The following is a 22,342-nucleotide window of genomic DNA, read 5'->3' as shown; positions in this document are numbered from 1 at the left end:
TCTCATGGTGTTCCGCTTTGTTTCTTTGGCGAGAAGAAGCGTACCAGAACCGGCAGTTGGCCTCTTCTCTCCTATGCACCATGGGTGTTGCAGTTATTATCTGAATTCGCGTTGCTGTTTGCCGTCCTGTTCGGATTTTCCCTGCATCATATCGGGGAGAAGGGAAAACCCATCTTCAATATCATCGATGGTTTCTCTCAGGTTATTTTCGGCATCATCAACATGATCATGAAACTGGCGCCGATCGGGGCATTTGGTGCCATGGCATTCACCATAGGGAAATACGGTATTGGTTCTTTGGTGCAGCTGGGGCAATTAATTGCTAGCTTCTATCTGACCTGCCTGCTGTTTATTTTTCTGGTGCTCGGCAGTATCGCCAAAGCCAATGGCTTCAGCATTGTGCGCTTTATTGCCTATATCCGGGAAGAGCTGTTGATCGTGCTCGGAACATCCTCGTCGGAATCCGTATTGCCGCGCATGCTGGTGAAAATGGAGGCACTGGGCTGCAAGAAATCGGTGGTGGGTCTGGTGATCCCGACCGGTTACTCCTTCAACCTGGACGGCACCTCCATCTATCTGACCATGGCAGCCGTCTTCATCGCCCAGGCGACCAACACCCCGCTGGACCTGTTCCATCAGCTCACCCTGCTGGTGGTGCTGCTTATCTCCTCCAAGGGGGCGGCTGGAGTCACGGGGAGTGGCTTCATCGTGCTGGCAGCCACCATCTCGGCGGTAGGGCATCTGCCGCTGGCCGGGCTGGCGCTGATCCTCGGGATTGATCGCTTCATGTCGGAGGCGCGCGCCCTGACCAACCTCATCGGCAACGGGGTGGCGACCCTGGTGGTGGCCCGTTACTGCGATCAGCTCGACGAGGCCACCATGCAGGACGCCCTGGCGAAACCCGTGGTGGCAAGGCCGGTGGACCTGCGAAGCTGACCCAGGTTCCGGCGGCGATCATCACCCATGAAAAAACGGCCCGAGGGGGCCGTTTTTTTATCTCTTTACGCAGGGCGCCTTACAGGCTCTGGGTGAAGGTGCGGGTGACCACGTCACGCTGCTGCTCCGGGGTCAGGGCGTTGAAACGCACGGCGTAACCGGAGACGCGGATGGTGAGCTGCGGGTATTTTTCCGGGTTGGCGATGGCGTCTTCCAGGGTTTCGCGGCGCAGTACGTTGACGTTCAGGTGCTGACCCCCTTCGACCACAGGCTCTTGCTGAACCGGCAGTTCACGGTATTCGAATTGACCCAGGTCGGAGAGGCTGACTTCCTGATCGGCGGCAAAGCTGTCGCCCTTGGCGCAGATGCAGCGAGCCTGTTGTTTCTCTTCGTCCAGCAGCCAGAAAGAGTTCAGCAGAGCGGCGTTGGCGGACTGGGTGATTTGGATGCCCTTGATCATGGTATGACTCCTCATAGGAAAGCGGATTCAACGGTAAGCACATTACCCTGATGTTTTTAAACCACCTCTTGGAAGGAATGATTTAACGGGGCCTTGCCTTACACCTTTACTTCGTTGGGGCCATATATACCACGACGGTAATATTACGAAAATTGATCCAAATCAATAAAATCCCATTTTGCGTGCATTGAAAGGGATTAAATCATTGAGTTGAATCAAAAACAGATCATTTTTCTGTTTTTGTAAGATATATAAATTATGCATTTTTTATTATTCAAATCTAGTAATTTAACTACACCTTTAGGGTTTATTGCTGGCGTCAGCGAAAACCGGCCTGCCCATGAGGCCTGTCCGAAGAACGTCCTGTTATTCTTGTGTCGACGCAGCCTCGGTCATGGCCCGTGAACGCCGCCGCCACTTCCCAGGCTGGCCAGGCTGAGCCTGACCTCCATGCGGTTGCGTCTTGGGGGCGAGGACCCTATCCTGAGCCCCTTGCTCTATTGACCGAGGAGATAGCGGTGCCAAGCTGGACAGAAGGCGGGGAGTGGGGAGAGGCTGGCATGCCAGCCAGGATGGAAGGAGTGGATTCGCAACGAGAGGAGACGGGTGTGCTGACCTGGAAAGATGTGATTGGTTCGGAGAAAGAGCAGGCGTATTTCATGGATACCCTGGCCACCGTCAGGGCCGAGCGGGAGGCGGGCAAGGTGATCTATCCCCCGGCGACCGAGGTATTCAATGCCTTCAAACTGACCGAGCTGGATGACGTCAAGGTGGTGATCCTGGGGCAGGATCCCTATCACGGCCCGGACCAGGCGCACGGCCTCTGCTTCTCCGTCTTGCCCGGAGTGCGCACGCCGCCGTCCCTCGTCAACATCTACAAGGAGATGCAACGGGATCTGCCGGGTTTTGTCACACCCCATCACGGCTTTCTGGAGTCCTGGGCCAAACAGGGGGTGCTGCTGCTCAATACGGTGCTGACGGTCCAGGCGGGCCAGGCCCACTCCCATGCCCACCTGGGGTGGGAGACCTTTACCGATCGTGTCATCGAGCGGATCAATGCCCATTGCCAGGGAGTCGTCTTCCTGCTGTGGGGCGCTCATGCCCAGAAGAAAGGGCGCTTCATCGACCGGTCGCGCCACCATGTGCTGAGCGCCCCCCATCCCAGCCCGCTCTCTGCCCATCGCGGTTTCATCGGTTGCGGCCACTTCTCCGAGGCCAATCGCCTGTTGGTCCAGCAAGGACGCAGTCCCATCGACTGGCTCTCGGTCTGCGCCGATCCGGCGGCCTGACGCCGTAAATGCACAGGGGAAATGGTCTCCCCTGTGCCCTCTGTGGTGAGAGGCTGGTGCAGCCGCTGTCTGCATCCGACTTGATTGAGTGCAAAGTTCAGGCAATAAATGACCGTATACTCGAGACAGACGTTTTCTCATTTCAGTGCAAGGAGTGCCCATGTTATCCAGTCTGCATAAGGACCACCTCAACATCACCCGGTTGCTGACGCTGCTCAAGCAAAAGCTGGCGGCCATTCGCAATGAGCAGCCGGTGAGCTACTTCCTGCTGCGGGATGTGGTGGATTATCTGCGCGAGGTATCCGACAAGTACCACCACCCGAAGGAAGACATGATTTATGACTACTACCTGAAATACAGGGTGGTGGAGGGGGAAGTGGCCAACCGGCTGCACGAGGAGCACGCCCGTCTGCTGGATGCAGGGACCGAGCTCAAGGAGATGGTGGAGATGATCCTGATGGATGCGGTCATCCCGCTGGATCAGTTCGTGGCCCGTCTGGAGCAGTTCATCGAGCAGCAGGAGGCGCACATGAACTATGAGGAAGGGGTCATCTTCCCCCATCTGCGCGACTCCCTGACCGAGGATGACTGGCGTCATCTCGAACAGCTCTGGCAGAACCGGGCCATCAATGATCCCCTGTTCGGGGCGGAGGTAAGCCAGCACTTCCAGGCGCTGGCCAAACAGCTTTCGCTGCCTGCAGCCTGAAAGGAGGTTCACCCATAAAAACAGCGCCCCGGTCAATCCGGGGCGCTGTTTTTATGGCTCCACTCGCTGGAGTGAAACATGGGCGACGTGGGCGTATCAGAGCTCCAGGTCGTCCGATCCTTCATAGGCGATGTCGATGGCCTGCAGCTCCTTTTGCAGGCGGTGCTTGTCTTTAAGCGCCTCAATCTCACGCCATTTGCGTTTTTTTCCCGTTGTCCCGCGGCTACGTGAACCCAGCTCAACGACCTCGTCAAAATCGAAGTTGAACATGTCCATGGCTCCCTCCTTGGTTTTATGGTTTTCACCATCCGTATAACACGACGCCTTTGAAAATAAAACGTTTTTATGACGAAGTTGTGACAACCGGAAACAGGCACAAAAAAACCGGGCTGCCCTTTCGGGAGCCCGGTTTTTGCGGCGCCACTTCGCTCTGTGAGCGCAGTGTGGCGAGCGGCCTTACAGGTGGCTTGCCAGCATGGTTTCCAGCTTGCCCTGGTCGATGGCGAACAGGCGGATGCCTTCCCCCAGTTTCTCGACTGCCATGGCGTCCTGGTTCAGCTCCCAGCGGAACTGCGCTTCGGTCATCGGGGCCGGTTTGGCTGTGCGCTCGCCGGTGTAGTCCAGCTTGCGCACCACGGTGCCTTCGGCCTTGCTCAGCTCTTCCAGCAAAGCGGGGCCAATGGTCAGTCGGTCGCAGCCGGCCAGTTCCAGGATTTCGCCGGTGTTGCGGAAGCTCGCGCCCATGACCACGGTCGGGTAGTCGTGCTGCTTGTAGTAGTTGTAGATGGCGGTGACGGAGACCACGCCCGGATCTTCACTGGCGGTGTAGTCACGGCCGTTCTTGGCCTTGTACCAGTCGAGGATGCGGCCCACGAAGGGGGAGATGAGGAAGGCGCCGGCTTCGGCACAGGCACGAGCCTGGGCGAAGGAGAACAGCAGGGTCAGGTTGCACTGGATACCCTCTTTCTCCAGCACCTCGGCGGCACGGATCCCTTCCCAGGTGGAGGCCAGCTTGATCAGGATGCGATCATTGCTGATACCGGCTTCGTTGTAGAGGCGGATCAGCTTGCGGGCCTTGGCGATGCTGGCGTCGGTGTCGAAGGAGAGGCGGGCGTCCACTTCGGTGGAGATGCGGCCCGGAACGATTTTCAGCACTTCGAGGCCGATGTTGACCGCCAGCTTGTCGCCCGCGTCGATGATTTGCTGTGCCTTGTCCTGGCTCTGGGATTTGGCCCAGGCAATGGCGTCCTGGATCAGGGCTGCGTACTCGGGGATCTCGGAGGCCTTGAGTACCAGAGAGGGGTTGGTGGTGGCATCGATGGGCTGGTAGCGCTTGATGGCTTCGATGTCGCCGGTATCGGCAACCACTGTGGTCAGGGCTTTCAGCTGAGTCAATTTATCGGCCATGGCAAATATCATCTCTTTATGAGGGAGCAATCCCAGGGTGGCGGGCATGAGACGGCAGTTCTGAAATTAAATTACAAGATCCCGGCGGCTCAGGCTCAGAAAGGGGCGATGGGCAGGCCCCATCGTCATTGCCTGCCTAATTAATACGGATGTGGCGCATCCTGCAATAGGGGGGCTTGTATGCGAATCAGCCAGGTGGTGAAAGCGGTACCGGCTGTCGGGTGAAAGTGTTTGATAAAAAACGAGTTTTATTCATGGTGTGGCGGCTGGCTCCGACATGGAAAAGCGCAATTATTTTGGTGGATTCATGAATTTGTGCGGGAGGTCACATAAATAGTTCTGTCAGCTACTTGAAATTTAATTACGTGTAAAACGTTTTGCGTTACAACCCCTTGCCGATGAGGCATGAGAGGCAAACGCTTGTCTCCCTGGTTTCGTTTCACTCAACGGTTTTTACCCCCATGGGATGAGTTGTAAAATGGTTCTCTATTGGCTCTAATTTGTAAGGGCGCTGGGTAGCGCATCAATTTTTGTTGATTTATTGCGTGCTAAATGAAGCTTTTTTGCATCAAATTGCTCGTTTTTTGTCTCCCCAGTGAGCCCTGTCACTATTCTGAATTCCCTCCCTATGCTAGATTCCGCCCCTTCGGCGCAATGCTGGTTCGGAAATTGACAGAGAGCGGTCAGCGCAGACTGGCCATGGATGTGATAACAACGAGAGAATTATGGACACCTTGATTGCAATGATTAACGACCTGATGTGGGGAGCCGTGCTCATTTACCTGCTGATCGGGGTCGGTATCTTCTTTACCTTCCGCCTGGGCTTTATCCAGATCCGCCACTTCGGCCACATGTTCTCGGTCCTGCGCAACAGTCGCAAATCCGACAGCGCCGGCATCTCCTCCTTCCAGGCTCTGTGTACCAGCCTGGCGGCCCGTGTCGGGACGGGCAATCTGGCCGGTGTGGCCGTCGCCATCTATCTGGGTGGCCCTGGCGCCGTCTTCTGGATGTGGCTGATTGCCTTCATCGGCATGGCCACCGCCTTCGTGGAAAGCACCCTGGCCCAGCTCTACAAGGTCAAGGATGAGGATGGCAACTACCGGGGCGGTCCCGCCTACTACATGGAACGCGGCCTCGGCATGCGCTGGATGGGGGTGGTCTTCTCCCTCTGCCTGCTGCTGGCCTTCGGTCTGGTGTTCAACGCGGTGCAGGCCAACTCCATCAGCCTGGCCATGAACGTCGCCTTCGGCATCCCTGACTGGGTGAGCGGTCTGGCCCTGGTGGTGCTCTCCGGCCTCATCATCTTCGGCGGCATCCGCGGCATCGCCCGTTTCGCCGAGCTGGTGGTGCCCTTCATGGCGCTCGCCTACATCCTGATGGCGCTGTTCGTGGTGGCCATGAACATCAGCGAGCTGCCCGGCGTGCTGGCCCTGATCATCAAGTCTGCGTTCGGCATCGAGCAGGCGGGTTCCGGCGCCATGGGCTATGCCATCTCCCAGGCGATGATCAACGGCATCAAGCGCGGCCTCTTCTCCAACGAGGCGGGCATGGGCTCTGCCCCCAATGCTGCCGCCACCGCCACCCCCTATCCGCCGCACCCGGCCTCCCAGGGTTATGTGCAGATGCTGGGTGTCTTCCTCGATACCATCGTCATCTGTACCTGTACTGCCGCCATCATCCTGATGTCCGGCCAGTTCGAGCCGGGTTCCGGCGTGACCGGTGTCGAGCTGACCCAGCGCGCGCTCTCCTCCCAGGTGGGCGGCGGTGGCAACATCTTCATCGCAGCGGCCATCTTCTTCTTCGCCTTCACCTCCATCGTGGCGAACTACTCCTATGCGGAGACCAACCTGGTGTTCCTCGAGCACAACCACAAGGGCGGCCTGATGCTGTTCCGGATGTTCGTGCTGGGCATGGTGATGTTCGGCTCCGTGGGCGAGCTGCCGACCGTGTGGGCTCTGGCGGATGTCTCCATGGGGCTGATGGCCATCGTCAACCTGGTGGCCATTCTGCTGCTCTCCGGCGTCGCCATCAAGCTGGCCAAGGACTACAACGACCAGCTCAAGCTGGGGCGCGTCCCCACCTTCGATGCCAACAAATACCCGGAGCTGCGCAGCCAGCTGGAAGAGGGGATCTGGGACAACCCGGGCAAGAAATAAGCCCGCGTTGCAAGGTGATTGAAGGGGAGCCATGGCTCCCCTTTTTCATGGGTAAAAAGAGGGAGCGGCTTCACACAGACTTCACAGAGCCTCATCGGCAGCACACCTTGCGGGACTATGCTGGGCTCATCAGTCGCCGCCATGGCGATACCTTGCTAACGACAGTCAGGAGACATGCAATGCAACAACGACAATCCATCCTGTGGGGGGCCGTGGCCACCCTGATGTGGGCCGGTCTGGCCCATGCAGGTGAGACTTCACCGGTCGATCCCCTGCGCCCCGTGGTGGATGCCAGCATCCAGCCGCTGCTCAAGGAGCACAGGATCCCGGGCATGGCGGTGGCCGTGCTCAAGGATGGCAAGGCCCACTATTTCAACTACGGTGTGGCCGATCGGGAGCGCGCAGTCGGTGTCAGCGAGCAGACCCTGTTCGAGATAGGCTCCGTGAGCAAGCCCCTGACCGCGACCCTAGGAGCCTATGCGGTGGTCAAGGGAGCGATGCAACTGGATGACAAGGCGAGCCGGCACGCCCCCTGGCTCAAGGGATCCGCCTTTGACAGCATCACCATGGGGGAGCTGGCTACCTACAGCGCGGGCGGCTTGCCGCTGCAATTCCCCGAGGAGGTGGATTCGCTCGAGAAGATGCAGGCCTACTACCGCCAGTGGACCCCAGCCTACTCGCCGGGTTCCCATCGCCAGTACTCTAACCCCAGCATAGGGCTGTTCGGCCACCTGGCGGCGAGCAGCCTGAAGCAGCCGTTTGCCCAGTTGATGGAGCAGACGCTCCTGCCGGGGCTTGGCCTGCACCACACCTATGTCAATGTGCCGAAGCAGGCCATGGCGAGTTATGCCTATGGCTATTCGAAAGAGGACAAGCCCATCAGGGTCAGCCCCGGCATGCTGGCGGACGAGGCCTACGGCATCAAAACCAGCTCGGCGGATCTGCTGCGCTTTGTGAAGGCCAACATCAGCGGGGTTGATGACAAGGCGTTGCAGCAGGCCATCTCCCTGACCCACAAAGGGCACTACTCGGTAGGCGGGATGACCCAGGGACTGGGTTGGGAGCGTTACGCCTATCCCGTCAGCGAGCAGACATTGCTGGCGGGCAATTCGGCCAAGGTGATCCTCGAAGCCAATCCGACGGCGGCGCCCCGGGAGTCGGGGAGCCAGATGCTCTTCAACAAGACCGGCTCGACCAGCGGCTTCGGCGCCTATGTGGCCTTCGTGCCGGCCAAAGGGATCGGCATCGTCATGCTGGCCAACCGCAACTATCCTATCCCGGCCAGGGTGAAAGCGGCCCACGCCATCCTGACGCAACTGGCCAGGTAATGGTGCGCCGTCGCTGAGCCTTGAGGGCACGTCGCATCGCGGCGTGCCCGTTACCTCGGACCCGACCCCTCAATGGCGACCTGGCAGGGGGCGGGTCGATGAACATGCCAGTCCGGGCCTCTCCTGCGGGAGATGTCCGGATTGGCATCCACCGAGTGCCATCTCGTCACTAGGCCCCGGCAGGCCGCCCGCTCTATAGTGCCTGGAATCTTCCCCTGCTTTTGCAGGATTGAGTTGTCAATCTCGCTGACAGCGCACCTGTGATGGTGAAACCTGCTGCAATGGAGCCTTCATGGGTATGTTTCTGCTGTGTACTTTTCTGATGATCATCCTCTATCCCCTCGGGATCGATCTCTATCTGGTGGCCGTGCCCCGCATTGCGCAAACCCTGCAGGGGAGCGAGGCGCAGATCCACACCGCTTTTTCCATCTATCTGCTGGGCATGGCGGCTACCGTGCTGCCGGGGGGCATGCTGGCGGATCGCCATGGCAGGCGCCCCGTGGTGCTGGGGGGCGCCCTCATCTTCGTGGTCGCCTCCCTGGTGGCGGCGGAGGCAACCGGCATCGCCCAGTTTTATCTGGGGCGTTTCTGGCAAGGGGTGGGCGCTGGAGCGCTCTACATCATGACCTTCACCGTGCTGCGGGATGTGCTGAGCCAGGCGCGCCTCGCGATGGCTCTCTCCCTCATCAACGGCGTGATCTGCGTCATTCCGGTGCTGGCTCCCGTACTCGGTTATCTCATCCTGTCGCACTTCGAGTGGCGCGGCATCTTCGTGGGCATGGCGCTGGTGGCTGTCATCAGTGCCCTGGTCAACCTGCGACTGCTCAAGGAGACCCGCCCCGCCCGCCAGCCTGCGGGGGCATCGCCGCTGGCCCTGCTGGGCACGGCCCCCTTCATGCTGCGCGCCTTGCTGACCAGCGCCAGCGTGACCGCCATCCTGGTCTATGTGAGCGTCTCGCCCCTCGTCCTGATGACCACGTTCGGTCTGCCTCCCGAGCAGTACACCCGGCTGATGATGGCGATGGCCGGGGTGAGCATGTCCGCTTCCTTCCTGACCCCCTTGCTGCTGCGCTGGCTCGGCAAGGCAAGGGTGCTGGCGCTCTCCCACCTCGCCTACCTGCTGGCCTTGCTCGCCCTGCTGTGCAGCTGCGGGCCCGAAGGCGGCCTGTCCTGGCTGCTGGCGGGATGTGCCCTGGTCTGCATCGGGTTTTCCTGCGGGTTCGGGGTGGCGATGGGGGAGGCGCTGGATGTGTGCGGGGATCAGGTGGCATCGGCCAGCGCCCTGCTCTGCATCATGCAGATAGGGTTGTCCGGGCTCTTCATCTGGGGGATGGGCCATCTGGGGATGCCTGCGCTCTGGATGCTGATCCTGGCACTCCTGCTGGCGCTGCTCGGTTACCTGGTGGTCAAGGTGCTGCTACCATGGCGTGCGATCCGACGAGTCCGGGCTCGGGGATAGGAGAGAAGCGATGCGCAATCTGGGTGAACTCGATTTGAACCTGCTGGTGGTCTTCAGGCACCTGATGCAGGAGCGCAGCGTGGCGGGGGCGGCCAAGAAGCTGTGTGTCACCCCGTCGGCGGTGAGCAAGGCGCTCGGCAAGCTGCGGGACTGGTTCGGGGACCCCCTCTTCGTGCGCGTGCGCCAGGGCTTGCAGCCGACCAATCTCTCCCTGACCCTGGCAGAGGAGCTCAAGACCTGGTTCCAGCTCACCGAGAGCATCAGCACCCTCAACAGCGAGGCGATCCCCGAGGGGGCCCGCTTCAGTCTGGTGATGGAGTCCCCCTTTGGCATCAGCTTCCTGAGCGAGCTGCCCACGACCATCTACCAGAAGTACCCCCACTCCGTGGTCAGGATGCTGGGCTGGGATCACCACTCTCTCAACGACATCGTCAACGGGGAGGCGGATCTCGGCTTCTGTGCCCGGGAGACTCACGGCCGCTCCCATGCCAGGGTCAACCGGCTGCCCTATTACATCGATCATGAGGTGCTGTTCTGCGATCGTCCCGTGGTGTTCCTGCGCAAGGATCACCCCTTGCTCGGGCAGACGTGGTCGCTGACCCGCTTTCTGGCCTGCCCCCAGGTGAGCGTGGTGTGGGAGGCCAGCGACAGCTGGGCACTGGATGATCTGCTGGAGGACGAAGGCCACAGGCGGCAGGTGCCCATCATGGTGGCGAGCTTCGAGCAGGCGCTGCATATCGCCGCCCAAAAGAGCCACGAGCTGATCGCCGTGGTGCCTTCATATTGCGCGGACTATGCCGCCAGACACCACCCCGACCTCATCCCCATGCCGTTGCCGCTGGAAGAGTCCCTCTATGCCCAGCTGGAGATCGCCTTCATCCTGCTGTGGCACAAGCGCCACAATCAGGATGCCAAGGTGATGTGGTTGCGGGGGGAGATCCGGCGGCTCTATGGACTGGCCGCGGCGGGGAGGACGCGTTTTGCCTGGGGCGGGCCCATGGAGAGCGGGGCGGCGAAAGAGAAGCAAGGGGGAGGAGGCACCCCGGTTTAGTCGTACTGCTCTTCCATCCAGGCTTCGACGATGAGCTGGGCGGAGACGCCGTCCACGCTCCCCTTGTCCAGCGCCTTGTAGCCGCCACGTTCAAACAGGCGGGCGCGGGCATCCGTGGTGGTGAGCCGCTCGTCCTTGAACTCCACCGGCTTGCCGAAGCGACCGTGCAGGCGATTGCCGAACTTGCGGGCCCGCACCGTGATCTCCTGGTCCGTGCCATCCATGTTGAGAGGCAGACCGACGATCAGCAGATCCGGTTGCCACTCCTTGATCAACTTCTCTATCTCGTCCCAGTTGGGGATGCCGTCGTTGGCCTTGAGGGAGCGGAGGGGGCGGGCGCTGCCCGTGAGCTCCTGGCCGATGGCGACACCGATGCTCTTGGTGCCGTAGTCAAAGCCCATGATGCTGCGTGATGACATGGGGTCTCCTCGAAATGGATGGATAAATGAAGGGGGAAGCCCCCTCCCTGCCTCCCCCTGCTCGTTGGGGAGGTGAGCGTGCCGCCTCCCCCGGAGGGGAGGGCCGGGGTGTCAGCTATGGCCCACCTGGCTGGAGAGGTGCAGGGGGTTGACCCCAATGCTCGCGGCGGCTTGCTGCCAGCGCAGGTGGATGGGGGTATCGAAGACCAGCTTGGGATTGGGGGGGATCACCAGCCAGGCGCCATCCACCAGCTCCTGCTCGAGCTGGCCTGCACTCCAGCCGGCGTAACCGAGCGCCACCAGCCAGTGGTCCGGCGCCTCGTCGGTGCCCAGGGTCTCCAGGATGTCCTTAGAGGTGGTGACCATCATCTCGTCGCTCACCTGCAGGGTGGAGTTGAAGCCCGGGCGGAAGCTGTGCAGCACGAAGCCGCGATCCCCGTGCACCGGCCCCCCCTGCAACACCGGCTGTTTCATCTCGGCGGTGGCGGGGGGATTGAGGTTGAGCTTGGTCAGCATGGCGTCCAGGGACATGTCGACCGGAATGTTGACCACCAGTCCCATGGCGCCTTCGCTGCTGTGTTCGCACAGATAGACCAGGGAGCGCTGGAAATAGGCGTCCGTGAGGCTCGGCATGGCGAGCAGAAAGTGATTTTGCAGTGTTTGCATGGAGCGTATGTATCTCTTAGCGTGCAAAGGTATTTGGGGTGATTATGGCAGTTGATGGCGGCGGGCAAAACCGCTTTTTGCCGGCAGGAGGGCGGCAGTCAAAGGGGCCCTCACGGCCCCTTGTGTGTGTTTCCTCGTCGTGGCAACGAAGGGGTCAGCGGCCCAGTCGGCGCTCGATGGCGTCCATCAGCATGCCGGTAATGGAGACGTCGAAGGCCGCCTCAATCTCGCGGATGCAGGTAGGGCTGGTGACGTTAATCTCGGTCAGGCGATCGCCGATGATGTCGAGGCCGACGAAGATGAGCCCCTTCTCTTTCAGGGTCGGGCCTACCGCGCGGGCGATGGCCCAGTCCGCGTCACTCAAGGGGCGCGCCTCACCACGGCCGCCGGCCGCCAGGTTGCCACGGGTCTCACCCTGGGCCGGAATGCGGGCCAGGCAGTAAGGTACCGGTTCACCGTCCACCACCAGCACCCGCTTGTCGCCATCCTTGATGGCGGGCAGATAGGTCTGCGCCATGCAGTACTGGCTGCCGTGAGAGGTTAATGTCTCGATGATGACGCCGACGTTGGCGTCATCTTCCTTCATGCGGAAGATGGAGGCGCCTCCCATGCCGTCGAGCGGCTTGAGGATGACGTCCTTGTGTTTGGCGTGGAAAGCCCGCAGCTTGTCTGCTCTGCGAGTGACGAGCGTGGTCGGGGTGTGCTCGGCAAACCAGGCGGTGTAGAGCTTTTCGTTGGCGTCGCGCAGGCTCTGGGGCTTGTTGACGATGAGGCAACCCTCATCCTCGGCTCGCTCCAGCATGTAGGTGGCGTAGATGAACTCGGTGTCGAAGGGGGGATCCTTGCGCATCAGGATCACGTCCAGGCTGGAGAGCGGCTGATCCACCACCTCGCCCAGCGTGTACCAGTCGGCATAGTCATATTTGACGGTGAGCGGGCGCATGGTACCGAAGGCACGACCGGCCTCCATGTAGAGATCCTTCATCTCCAGATAGAACAGCTCGTAGCCGCGCTTTTGCGCCTCTTCGAGCATGGCGAAGCTGGAGTCCTTCTTGATGTTGATGGCCGAGATGGGGTCCATCACGATGCCGAGTTTAATGGTCATCCGAATATCCTTCTTGTGGCTCGATTGGATGTGATGACCCCCTCCCTGCCTCCCCCTTCACAAGGGGGAGGGGCCTGTTGCTCCCTCCCCTGCGAAGGGGAGGGTCGGGGTGGGGTCGGCTGTCAGGCCAGATCGCCAAAGCGGCACTGAAGCGCAGTAATCGCCGTCAGGGCGGCGGTTTCGGTACGCAGCACCCGCGGCCCCAGCAGCATCTCCTTGAAATCTTCCTGCACGGTACGGGCGATCTCGTCGCCGGACAAGCCCCCTTCCGGGCCGATCAGCAGGCGCACGCCGTGCTCGGGGATCGGCAGGGTGTTGATGCTGTAAGGGGCGCGCGGGTGCAGGTTGAGCTTGAGCTCCTGGGTCTCTTCCGCCAGCCAGACGTCCAGCTCCATCGGCATGCGCACCTCGGGCACGGTATTGCGGCCGCACTGCTCGCAGGCGCTGATCACCACCTTCTGCCACTGCTCGCGTTTTTTCTCCAGCCGATCGGCCGGCAGCTTGACGCCGCAGCGCTCGGAGAAGAGGGGAGTGATGCAGGTGACGCCGAGCTCCACGGATTTCTGGATGGTGAAGTCCATCTTGTCGCCGCGGCTGATCACCTGACCCAGGTGGATGGCGAGCGGGGACTCCACCGAGCGGGTCTCGCAACTGTCGATGGTCACCTCAACGGACTTCTTGCCCACACTGGTGATGGTGGCGGGGTACTGGTGGCCGTCGCCGTTGAACAGCTCGAGCTGCTGGCCCGGCTGCATGCGCAGCACGCGGCCGATGTGATTGGCACCGTCTTCCGACAGGGCGAGGGTCTGGCCCACCTGCAGGCTGGCCGGTTCATAGATACGTGGAATGCGCATGGCTGATAGTCAGTCTCTTGCTTGGAAACCCTTCAATACCCTACTGCACGGCGGCGAGCAAGGCTCGCGAGACAGAGAGTGAAGGGATTCAGGAGGAGGGGGACGCTCCCCCTCCCTGGTCAAATGGGGTTATTGGCACTGCTTTTCAATGAAGGGATTGGTATTGCCCTGCAGCTTGCCGATACGGCGGTTGCGCTCGCACTCCCAGCGATCAGCCGGATACTGCCTGTCCCAGGCTTCGTAAAGCTTGCGCTGCTGGGCAGCCAGACGCAGTCCGTACTGCTGGCTCATGTAGAGGTAGGCGCGGGCGATCTGGCCACGCACCGGCCCCTTGGGCGGCTGCACCTGGCGCTCCTTGAAGTCCACCAGCATCTGGCACTTGCCGTACTGGTCCGGTTTGCCGTTCCAGTCGCTGAAGCGGAAGTTCGCCCGATCACCGTTCACCTCGCCGATGGCGGGGAAGAGGTTGTGCATGTCTCCCTCCATCCTGTTGAACTCGTCGCTCTTGCCGCAATTCTTGCGACCCCCGTCCTGCCAGCACTGGAGCTGGTGGCCGAACTCCCAGGCGGGCACCACGTGCTCCCATTCGATGCGGGAGGCCCGCTCGGCCTGCTTGCGTGGCAGGTAGCCGCAGCTCTCCCAGTCGGGGGCCATCTTCTTGCCGCTGAACTTGATGTTGCAGCCGCAGTAGAAGGTGACGGGGTGGCTCTGGTAGAGCTTGTTCAGATCCTGCTTGGCGGCGCGAAAGGTCTGGATGTTGTCGGCATGGGCCGGGGCGCTGACCAGCAGGGCCAGGCAGAGGGAGAGCAGAGGGCGAAACATGAATATCCTTGGCAATGAGACAGTTGAATGAAGTAAGCGCGCACCCTATCACAGGAGCGCGACACGGGGTGACTCAATCCGCCGTCGTGTCGCGCTGCCACACCAGGGGCTGGCGACAGCGGCGGCAGTGATAGCGGGCCTCGCCGCGCATCACCTTGTTGTGGCGGCGCACGGAGAGGGGATGCTGCTGGCAGGCGCAGGCATACACGAAGGTGCGCTGGGCCAGCACCCCCAGATCGAAGCTGTGGGTGGTGCTGGGTTCGAGACCGAACAGCTCCCGCATCACCGACTGCCACTGGCGGCCGTGAGGCAGTACCCGGCTCTTGCCACGCCCCTCTCCCCAGAGCGCATAGACCAGCAGGTGCGCCACCTCGTGGGGCACCACTTCCCTGAGAAACGCCTGCTGATTGGCCTGATAGAGCGCCGGATTGAAACGCAGCTCCCAGGTTTGCAGCCGCGCCGACCCTGCCGCCCGGCCCCGCATGTTGCAATGGACTTGCGGGCGGGGAAAGGTGCGGCCAAGGCGCGTTTCGGCCTGTACAAAGCAGGCCTCGACGCGCGCGAGCAGCGTCTCGATGAGGGCGGGGTCAAGCCGGGTGGCAGTGGCAGGCATGGGATCCTCGGGACGGACACAAAAGCAAAAGGGGAGCCAGGCTCCCCTTTTATCACAACCTCGAGCCTTACAGGCCGGCGGCAGCGCGCAGCAGCTCGGCCTTGTCGGTCTTCTCCCAGGGGAACTCGTCGCGGCCGAAGTGGCCGTAAGCGGCGGTTGCCTGGTAGATCGGGCGCTTCAGATCCAGCATCTCGATGAGACCATAGGGGCGCAGCTCGAAGAACTCGCGCACCAGCTTGACCAGCAGGGCTTCGGCCACCTTGCCGGTGCCGAAGGTTTCGACGCTGATGGAGGTGGGCTCGGCCACGCCGATGGCGTAGGAGACCTGCACTTCACAGCGATCCGCGAGACCTGCGGCCACGATGTTCTTGGCCACGTAGCGGGCGGCGTAGGCGGCGGAGCGGTCCACCTTGGACGGATCCTTGCCGGAGAAGGCGCCACCACCGTGACGGGCCATGCCGCCGTAGGTGTCGACGATGATCTTGCGACCGGTCAGACCGCAGTCACCCATGGGGCCGCCGATGACGAAACGGCCGGTCGGGTTGATGAAGTACTTGGTGTCCTTGTTGATCCACTCGGCCGGCAGCACCGGCTTGATGATCTCTTCGCGCACCGCTTCCACCAGATCGCTGTGGCTGATGGAGTCGCAATGCTGGGTGGAGAGCACCACGGCATCGACACCCAGGATCTTGCCTGCGTCGTCGTAGGCGAAGGTCAGCTGGCTCTTGGCGTCCGGACGCAGCCACGGCAGGGTGCCGTTCTTGCGCACTTCTGCCTGACGCTTCACCAGCAGATGGGAATAGGTGATGGGGGCGGGCATCAGCACGTCGGTTTCGTTGGTGGCGTAGCCGAACATCAGGCCCTGGTCACCGGCACCTTGCTCCAGCGGGTCGGTACGGTCGACGCCCTGGTTGATGTCCGGAGACTGTTTGCCGATGGCGTTCAGCACGGCGCAGGAGTCGGCGTCGAAGCCCATGTCGGAGTGGGTGTAACCAATCTCGCGCACGGTGTCGCGCACGATCTGTTCGATGTCGACCCAGGCAGAGGTGGTCACTTCGCCGGCTACCATCACCATGCCGGTCTTGACCAGGGTTTCGCAGGCGACGCGCGCCTTGGTGTCCTGCTGCAGGATGGCGTCCAGCACCGCATCGGAGATCTGGTCGGCGATTTTATCGGGATGGCCTTCGGAGACCGACTCGGAAGTAAACAGCTTTGCCATGTTTGGTTCTCGATTCGTAAGGGTTATCGCCTTGGCCATAACCGGATAATGACAGGATGACTGTAGAGGTATCTACATCTGGACGTCTATTTTAAATAGGTCATCCGGTGATTGCCAGCACTATTTGGGGGGGGAGCCGCCCGGGGCGGGATGGGGAAGGGATCCACCTCCATGGAGGTAAGGCAGGGGGCGGATTGAATCGTTTTCCCCGCCCAGAAAAGCGATTGTGCTCCCAAAGCCACTTTATTCGCCCAGATAATATTTGCACGCCGCGCCCCCTGCTGGGACAATAACGCGCCTTAATCTTGGCCATCAAATGAAGCAATCGCAGGAGATACAGATGCCTTCTCGTAAAGAGCTTGCCAATGCCATTCGTGCATTGAGTATGGATGCCGTTCAAAAAGCCAACTCCGGTCACCCGGGCGCCCCCATGGGAATGGCGGATATCGCTGAAGTGCTGTGGCGCAGCCACCTCAAACACAACCCGAACAACCCCAAGTGGGCCGACCGCGACCGTTTCATTCTCTCCAACGGCCACGGCTCCATGCTGCTGTACTCCCTGCTGCACCTCTCCGGTTATGACCTCTCCATCGACGATCTGAAAAACTTCCGCCAACTGCACTCTCGCACCCCGGGTCACCCGGAGTACGGTTATGCGCCGGGCGTTGAAACCACCACCGGCCCGCTGGGTCAGGGCATCACCAACGCCGTGGGCATGGCGATCGCCGAGAAGGCCATGGCCGAGCAGTTCAACCAGCCGGGTCACGACATCGTCGACCACTACACCTACGCCTTCATGGGCGATGGCTGCCTGATGGAAGGTATCTCCCACGAAGCCTGCTCCCTGGCCGGCACCCTGGGTCTGGGCAAGCTGATCGCGTTCTGGGATGACAACGGCATCTCCATCGACGGTCACGTAGAAGGCTGGTTCACCGACGACACTCCCAAGCGCTTCGAAGCCTACGGCTGGCACGTCATCCCGGCCGTTGACGGTCACAACCCGGAAGCCATCAACGCTGCCATCGAAGCCGCCAAGGCCGAGACCGGCAAGCCTTCCTTAATCTGCTGCCGCACCATCATCGGCTACGGTTCCCCGAACAAGTCCGGCTCCCACGACTGCCACGGCGCACCGCTGGGCAATGACGAGATCGCCGCCGCCCGTGCCTTCCTGAAGTGGGATCACGCGCCCTTCGTCATCCCGTCCGACATCGCCGCCGAGTGGAACGGTCAGGAAAAGGGCGCCAAGCTCGAATCCGACTGGGCTGCCAAGTTCGCCGCCTATGAAGCCGCTCACCCGGCCCTGGCTGCCGAGTTCAAGCGCCGCACCACTGGCGAGCTGCCGGCCAACTGGGCTGCTGAATCCGCCAAGATCATCGAAACCCTGCAGGCCAACCCGGCCAAGATCGCGACCCGTAAAGCGTCCCAGAACTCTCTGGAAGCCTTCGGCAAGCTGCTGCCGGAATTCATGGGCGGCTCCGCGGATCTCGCGCCGTCCAACCTGACCATGTGGTCCGGCTCCAAGTCCCTGACTCCCGAGAGCGCCGCAGGCAACTACATCCACTACGGCGTGCGCGAGTTCGGCATGTCCGCCATCATGAACGGCATCGCCCTGCACGGTGGTTTCATCCCCTACGGCGCCACCTTCCTGATGTTCATGGAGTACGCCCGCAACGCCCTGCGCATGGCCGCCCTGATGAAGCAGCGCGCCATCTTCGTCTACACCCACGACTCCATCGGTCTGGGTGAAGATGGTCCGACTCACCAGCCGGTCGAGCAGATCGCCTCCCTGCGTCTGACCCCGAACATGAGCACCTGGCGCCCGTGTGACCAGGTAGAGTCCGCCATCGCCTGGAAACACGCCATCGAGCGTACCGACGGCCCGACCTCCCTGATCTTCTCCCGTCAGAACCTGGCCCAGATGGACCGCACCGCCCAGCAACTGGCCGATGCCGCCAAGGGTGGTTACGTGCTGAAGGATTGCGCCGGTACCCCGGAGCTGATCCTGATCGCCACCGGTTCCGAAGTGGAGCTGGCCGTGGCTGCCTATGAGCAGCTGACTGCCAAGGGCCGTGCCGTGCGCGTGGTCTCCATCCCGTCTACCGACGTGTTCGATGCCCAGTCCGCCGAATACAAGGAGTCCGTCCTGCCGGCCGCCGTCACCAAGCGCGTGGCCATCGAAGCCGGCATCGCCGACTACTGGTACAAGTACGTGGGCTTTGGCGGCAAGATCATCGGCATGCGCACCTTCGGTGAATCCGCCCCGGCCGAGCTGCTGTTCAAGGAATTCGGCTTTACCGTGGAAAATGTGGTGGCGACCGCTGAGTCCCTGTAATAGCTGACCATTGAGCCTCTTGGGCTCAATAGCTGGAAAATAAAACGCCCTCCATCGCAAGATGGGGGGCGTTTTTCATGGCAGTAATTTAAGTGAATATTGATATTATATAATTATAACATGGTATCCCAATCTAAAATGAAAGGTGACTTGCCTAATATTTTTCTTATGGAATTCAATCTATCAATTATATTATCGTTATTTTCCCAATGCTCTTTAATTTTTTGGGCATCTAATTCATTTGAGAGACGTGCAAGATGTAAGATGGTTTCGGATATTGTATCGTGACTTTCATAAGCTGACTTAGTATCGTTATATGAAATTTTGTAATCATCTACTAATGTGCTAAATAGGGGGTCGCTCATTAATTTAAATTTTAGTTTCTCATTTTCTATCGTGTTATGTTCTTTCTCAATTATTTCATTGGCTGTATCGCCGGCAACACGTTGAATAATGTTTTCTAAATATCGCTGCAATGAACTGTTAATACTACTTAATTCTGATACTTGATTTGATAAAGAGGTGAGTTGTTGATTCTGATGTTTTTTCTCTAGTAGGGAACGGAAGTAACCAGACCATTGGTTTTTTAGCCAACCTTCAATTTCTTGAGGCTGTTCAAAATGGAATAAAGGATTATTTCTACCTTTGCTTAAGATATCATCTAGAAAGTTGAAAATATTTACAGAATCAACATGTGCATATGTTACTGTATCATTACCTCTATTTTTCTTGAACGTTTCGTATTCCAGCATGACAGCTTTTTCAACCAAAATATATGTTGGAATGTTATGTGCTGATGCGGTTTCAAACTCTTTTCTTGTTACACTTTCATATCGTTGATAGAACTCGCTGTTATTACTTTTAGTGTCTGTTTCACTTGTTGCGGAACCATATCTTCCACCAACTATTAGAACGAGAATATTTGATGAGATAGTATCTTGATAGCAAGACTCATCTAAAGGGAGTGAGGGATCATAAGCTATTTTACCTTTTTCTGATAAAGTTGCATCGTATCCCATTTTTGTGATGAAACTAGCGACATATGAACGGACATGTTTTAAGTCATAATATGTTGAACTAATGAATATTCTTAAGTTGGCCATTGGTCACCTAATAATAAAATGTAGGGCATGAATTTTTTTCATCATAAGGTAACTTATTGATATTGTAAACTTCGACAAAGTAGAACATAGATTATGGCTTGCGAGTAGGTTCGATGAGCGAAGCGTCATCGGACGTTCGCATTTTTAAGACGATGCCATAAAAATAATGTCCTCCCTGTTACCAAAAAAGAGACCGGCATATAGCCGGTCTCTTTTTATTACTCAGGGCATGTCTTACATCTGCGGCGGGGTGCTTTCCGCATTGGACATCACCGCATCCATCTGCACCAGGGCGCCGGCGGGCAGCTCGCTCACGCCAATCACGGTGCGGGCAGGCAGATAGGCCGGGAAGTACTTGGTGTAGATGACATCCACCTCCGCCAGATCCGCGATATTGGCAAGCTGGATATTGACCTTGACGATATCGTCCATCACGTGGCCGATGCTCTCCACAATAGTCTTGATATGGCCGAGGCACTGGGCGGTCTGCTCCTTGACGCAACCGGTCAGCACCTTGCCGGTGGTCATGTCGAGCGGCAACTGGCCGGCGATATGGTTGTAGTGGGAGAAGGCGACGCTCTGGCTATGCAGCGGGCTTCTCGGTGCCTTGTCGGTATTGCGGGCACGGATCACCAGATTGTGTCTGTCTTCCACCCGCTGGGGCGGGGTGCCGTCACCGTGGGAGATGACCGCATCCATCTGCACCCGGGCATCCAGCGGCAGGGCAGAGGCCGCGATCACGCTGCGGGCCGGCAGATAGGCGACGGCACGGGCAATGGCCGAATCGGGGAAGAAGGTGGTGTAGACCTCGTTGACGGCATCGAGATCCGCCAGATTGGTCAGATAGACAGTCACCTTGACGATATCGTCGAAGGGCACGTCGATGCTCTCCAGCACGGTTTTGATATTGCGCAGGCACTGGGCCGCCTGTTCGCGAATGCCACCGTCAACCAGAGCGCCGGAGACGGGGTCGAGGGGCAGCTGGGCACCGATATTGTTGTAATGGGAGAAGGCGACGCTCTGGCTGGAGAGCGGATCCTGCGGGGCGTGGTCGCTATTGCGGGAGATCTTGAGCAGCGGGCAGGGGGCCTGGGGGAAGGTGCCTTCCCCGTTGGAGAGCAGGGCGTCCATCTGCACCCTGGCGTCGAGCGGCAGACCGGCGACGGCGAGCACTGTGCGGGTCGGCAGCGAGTGGGGGAAGAATTCCCGATAGACGGCGTTGACGGCATCGAGGTCGGCGATGTCCGCGAGGAACAGGGTCACCTTCACCATGTCCTCCATGCCGTGGCCAACGCTCTGGACGATGGCCTGGATATTGGTGAGACACTGTCTGGCCTGCGCCTGGATATCCCCTGCGACCAGCGCGCCCGTTTTCGGATCGACCGGGAGCTGGGCGGCAATATTGTTGTAGTGGGAGAAGGCCACGCTCTGGGTATAGGGCCCCAGATCCTGAGGCGCATTGGGGGTATTTCTGGCTGACTTGATGATGGTACCACTCATGGCGATACTCCTTTTTCGTTTTTGATGTAGGGTCCGGGCCGCATTGTTCTTCCCTGGCCGAATACGGCACGCTGATGACTCGTGATATTGCGGCAACAGTTGCCCGTTCCCGCCGCAGGGCGACGGAGAAAAGGAGAACGATCATCACAGTGTCGAGCCCTGTTTCGATGCAGACAGCGCGTGCAACAGACAAGGGAGAGAAGTTGGCCTGGTGATTCAGACGGGAGAATTCTAGGGGGCGGTTATCCCGGGGTGCAAACCGGGATCCTGTTTCTATGAAGTGGCTCAACAGAGTGAAATATATTCATTTTGCGATTCAATTCATGACGGACATGGCAAATAAAGGTGATGATGATCCCGCTTTACCATGAAAGTGGAACCAGATAGCGCCATATTGTCGCGCATCAGGGTTACAGCCTGTGAATCCTCCGTTAATACTTTTGGCGAAATTGCAGCTTATTCTCCCGGTTTTGCATAGCTATCTATTTATCGCTCTCTCGACGCTCTGTTCAGCGCCGCCAAAATATGCTGCGGCGAGCACACTGAAATAACATTCACCCTCTTTGCATGGCCACAGGTCATGACATAAATACGGGAGAAAGAGAGGGCGCTTTTTAGCCCCTGCAGCGGAGGCTGACATGGGCGGGTCACCGCGCCGCCTATGCCATATCTTTTCAGCGGCGCGAACGCAGCCCGCCAACAAGGCTCATACGCAAGGGGAGGGGGCCTTCCCCTTGCCTGGCCCGACTTGCCGCCCCCCGATGCATATCACTCCTGTCATGACCCTCCCTGTGAGGGGGCCTCGGAGTCCGCCCTGCTTTGCCGCCCTGGCGTATCCCGCACTCCTTGCGATGCAGCCGGCTCATCTTCCCCGCACCACCCTTATTTGTGTTTTTTGTCATCAACTGCCGTTATTG

General features: G+C 59.5%; 20 protein-coding genes. 8 read left to right on the top strand and 12 right to left on the bottom strand.

Features of this window, described 5'->3' with window-relative positions; genetic code table 11:
- Window positions 1–936: cation:dicarboxylate symporter family transporter (locus PG883_RS04795; protein WP_270807003.1), on the top strand; the 936-nt coding region annotated here is incomplete at its 5' end.
- Window positions 937–1,015: 79 nt separating this feature from the next.
- Here PG883_RS04795 and grcA read toward each other — a convergent pair.
- A complete protein-coding gene (grcA, locus tag PG883_RS04790; RefSeq protein WP_010673855.1) occupies window positions 1,016–1,396 on the bottom strand; it encodes an autonomous glycyl radical cofactor GrcA in 381 nt (126 codons plus the stop codon).
- 608 nt (window positions 1,397–2,004) lie between these two features.
- Between grcA and ung the strand changes: the two genes are divergently transcribed.
- The gene (ung, locus tag PG883_RS04785; protein ID WP_167825169.1) at window positions 2,005–2,685 is read left to right on the top strand and encodes a uracil-DNA glycosylase; all 681 of its coding nucleotides are present in this window, start codon (window positions 2,005–2,007) and stop codon (window positions 2,683–2,685) included.
- Between the two features lie 160 nt (window positions 2,686–2,845).
- Window positions 2,846–3,391, top strand: a complete 546-nt coding sequence (locus PG883_RS04780) for a hemerythrin domain-containing protein (protein ID WP_041212588.1) — start codon at window positions 2,846–2,848, stop codon at window positions 3,389–3,391.
- 96 nt (window positions 3,392–3,487) lie between these two features.
- Here PG883_RS04780 and PG883_RS04775 read toward each other — a convergent pair whose 3' ends face one another.
- Window positions 3,488–3,667: a DUF3545 family protein gene (locus tag PG883_RS04775; protein ID WP_010673858.1), complete on the bottom strand. Its 180-nt coding sequence runs from the start codon at window positions 3,665–3,667 to the stop codon at window positions 3,488–3,490.
- Window positions 3,668–3,847: 180 nt separating this feature from the next.
- Window positions 3,848–4,798 (bottom strand): transaldolase, encoded by a 951-nt coding sequence (gene tal / locus PG883_RS04770; protein ID WP_039040155.1) that lies wholly within the window; start codon window positions 4,796–4,798, stop codon window positions 3,848–3,850.
- 725 nt (window positions 4,799–5,523) lie between these two features.
- On the opposite strand from tal, the gene PG883_RS04765 reads away from it, so the two are divergent.
- From PG883_RS04765 to yidZ, 4 genes are all read left to right on the top strand, one after another.
- A complete protein-coding gene (locus PG883_RS04765) occupies window positions 5,524–6,954 on the top strand; it encodes an alanine/glycine:cation symporter family protein (protein ID WP_010673860.1) in 1,431 nt (476 codons plus the stop codon).
- Between the two features lie 179 nt (window positions 6,955–7,133).
- Window positions 7,134–8,282 carry a CMY-1/MOX family class C beta-lactamase MOX-3 gene (locus tag PG883_RS04760; RefSeq protein ID WP_063860846.1) on the top strand — a complete coding sequence of 383 codons (1,149 nt, stop codon included), beginning with the start codon at window positions 7,134–7,136 and terminating at the stop codon, window positions 8,280–8,282.
- A gap of 292 nt (window positions 8,283–8,574) precedes the next feature.
- On the top strand, window positions 8,575–9,741 hold the full coding sequence (locus PG883_RS04755) for an MdtL family multidrug efflux MFS transporter (protein WP_270807002.1): 1,167 nt from the start codon (window positions 8,575–8,577) through the stop codon (window positions 9,739–9,741).
- A gap of 10 nt (window positions 9,742–9,751) precedes the next feature.
- The gene (gene yidZ, locus PG883_RS04750) at window positions 9,752–10,792 is read left to right on the top strand and encodes an HTH-type transcriptional regulator YidZ (RefSeq protein WP_042015587.1); all 1,041 of its coding nucleotides are present in this window, start codon (window positions 9,752–9,754) and stop codon (window positions 10,790–10,792) included.
- Here the strand turns inward: yidZ and ruvX are convergent.
- From ruvX to metK, 7 genes are all read right to left on the bottom strand, one after another.
- On the bottom strand, window positions 10,789–11,211 hold the full coding sequence (ruvX, locus tag PG883_RS04745) for a Holliday junction resolvase RuvX (protein WP_010673863.1): 423 nt from the start codon (window positions 11,209–11,211) through the stop codon (window positions 10,789–10,791). The two genes, yidZ and ruvX, sit on opposite strands and share 4 nt — an antisense overlap.
- A gap of 111 nt (window positions 11,212–11,322) precedes the next feature.
- Window positions 11,323–11,877: a YqgE/AlgH family protein gene (locus tag PG883_RS04740; protein WP_010673864.1), complete on the bottom strand. Its 555-nt coding sequence runs from the start codon at window positions 11,875–11,877 to the stop codon at window positions 11,323–11,325.
- A gap of 154 nt (window positions 11,878–12,031) precedes the next feature.
- Window positions 12,032–12,982, bottom strand: coding sequence for a glutathione synthase (gene gshB / locus PG883_RS04735; protein ID WP_069651516.1), 951 nt, complete (start codon window positions 12,980–12,982; stop codon window positions 12,032–12,034).
- 122 nt (window positions 12,983–13,104) lie between these two features.
- A complete protein-coding gene (rsmE, locus tag PG883_RS04730; protein WP_270807001.1) occupies window positions 13,105–13,836 on the bottom strand; it encodes a 16S rRNA (uracil(1498)-N(3))-methyltransferase in 732 nt (243 codons plus the stop codon).
- Between the two features lie 129 nt (window positions 13,837–13,965).
- Window positions 13,966–14,658: an endonuclease gene (locus PG883_RS04725; protein ID WP_270807000.1), complete on the bottom strand. Its 693-nt coding sequence runs from the start codon at window positions 14,656–14,658 to the stop codon at window positions 13,966–13,968.
- Window positions 14,659–14,731: 73 nt separating this feature from the next.
- Window positions 14,732–15,271: a SprT family zinc-dependent metalloprotease gene (locus PG883_RS04720; protein ID WP_041212594.1), complete on the bottom strand. Its 540-nt coding sequence runs from the start codon at window positions 15,269–15,271 to the stop codon at window positions 14,732–14,734.
- A gap of 67 nt (window positions 15,272–15,338) precedes the next feature.
- Window positions 15,339–16,490, bottom strand: a complete 1,152-nt coding sequence (gene metK, locus PG883_RS04715; RefSeq protein ID WP_010673869.1) for a methionine adenosyltransferase — start codon at window positions 16,488–16,490, stop codon at window positions 15,339–15,341.
- Window positions 16,491–16,830: 340 nt separating this feature from the next.
- Between metK and tkt the strand changes: the two genes are divergently transcribed.
- Window positions 16,831–18,822 carry a transketolase gene (gene tkt, locus PG883_RS04710; RefSeq protein WP_151027453.1) on the top strand — a complete coding sequence of 664 codons (1,992 nt, stop codon included), beginning with the start codon at window positions 16,831–16,833 and terminating at the stop codon, window positions 18,820–18,822.
- 113 nt (window positions 18,823–18,935) lie between these two features.
- Here the strand turns inward: tkt and PG883_RS04705 are convergent, their stop codons facing one another.
- Entirely contained in the window at window positions 18,936–19,925 is a 990-nt protein-coding gene (locus PG883_RS04705) for a DUF4062 domain-containing protein (protein WP_270806999.1), read from the bottom strand.
- Between the two features lie 234 nt (window positions 19,926–20,159).
- Window positions 20,160–21,425, bottom strand: a complete 1,266-nt coding sequence (locus tag PG883_RS04700) for a RidA family protein (protein ID WP_270806998.1) — start codon at window positions 21,423–21,425, stop codon at window positions 20,160–20,162.
- Window positions 21,426–22,342: the final 917 nt, after the last annotated feature.

Source organism: Aeromonas sp. QDB25 (assembly GCF_027707725.1).
In the GTDB taxonomy this organism is placed as follows: domain Bacteria; phylum Pseudomonadota; class Gammaproteobacteria; order Enterobacterales; family Aeromonadaceae; genus Aeromonas; species Aeromonas caviae.
This window is presented reverse-complemented; position numbering and strand designations above follow the sequence as displayed.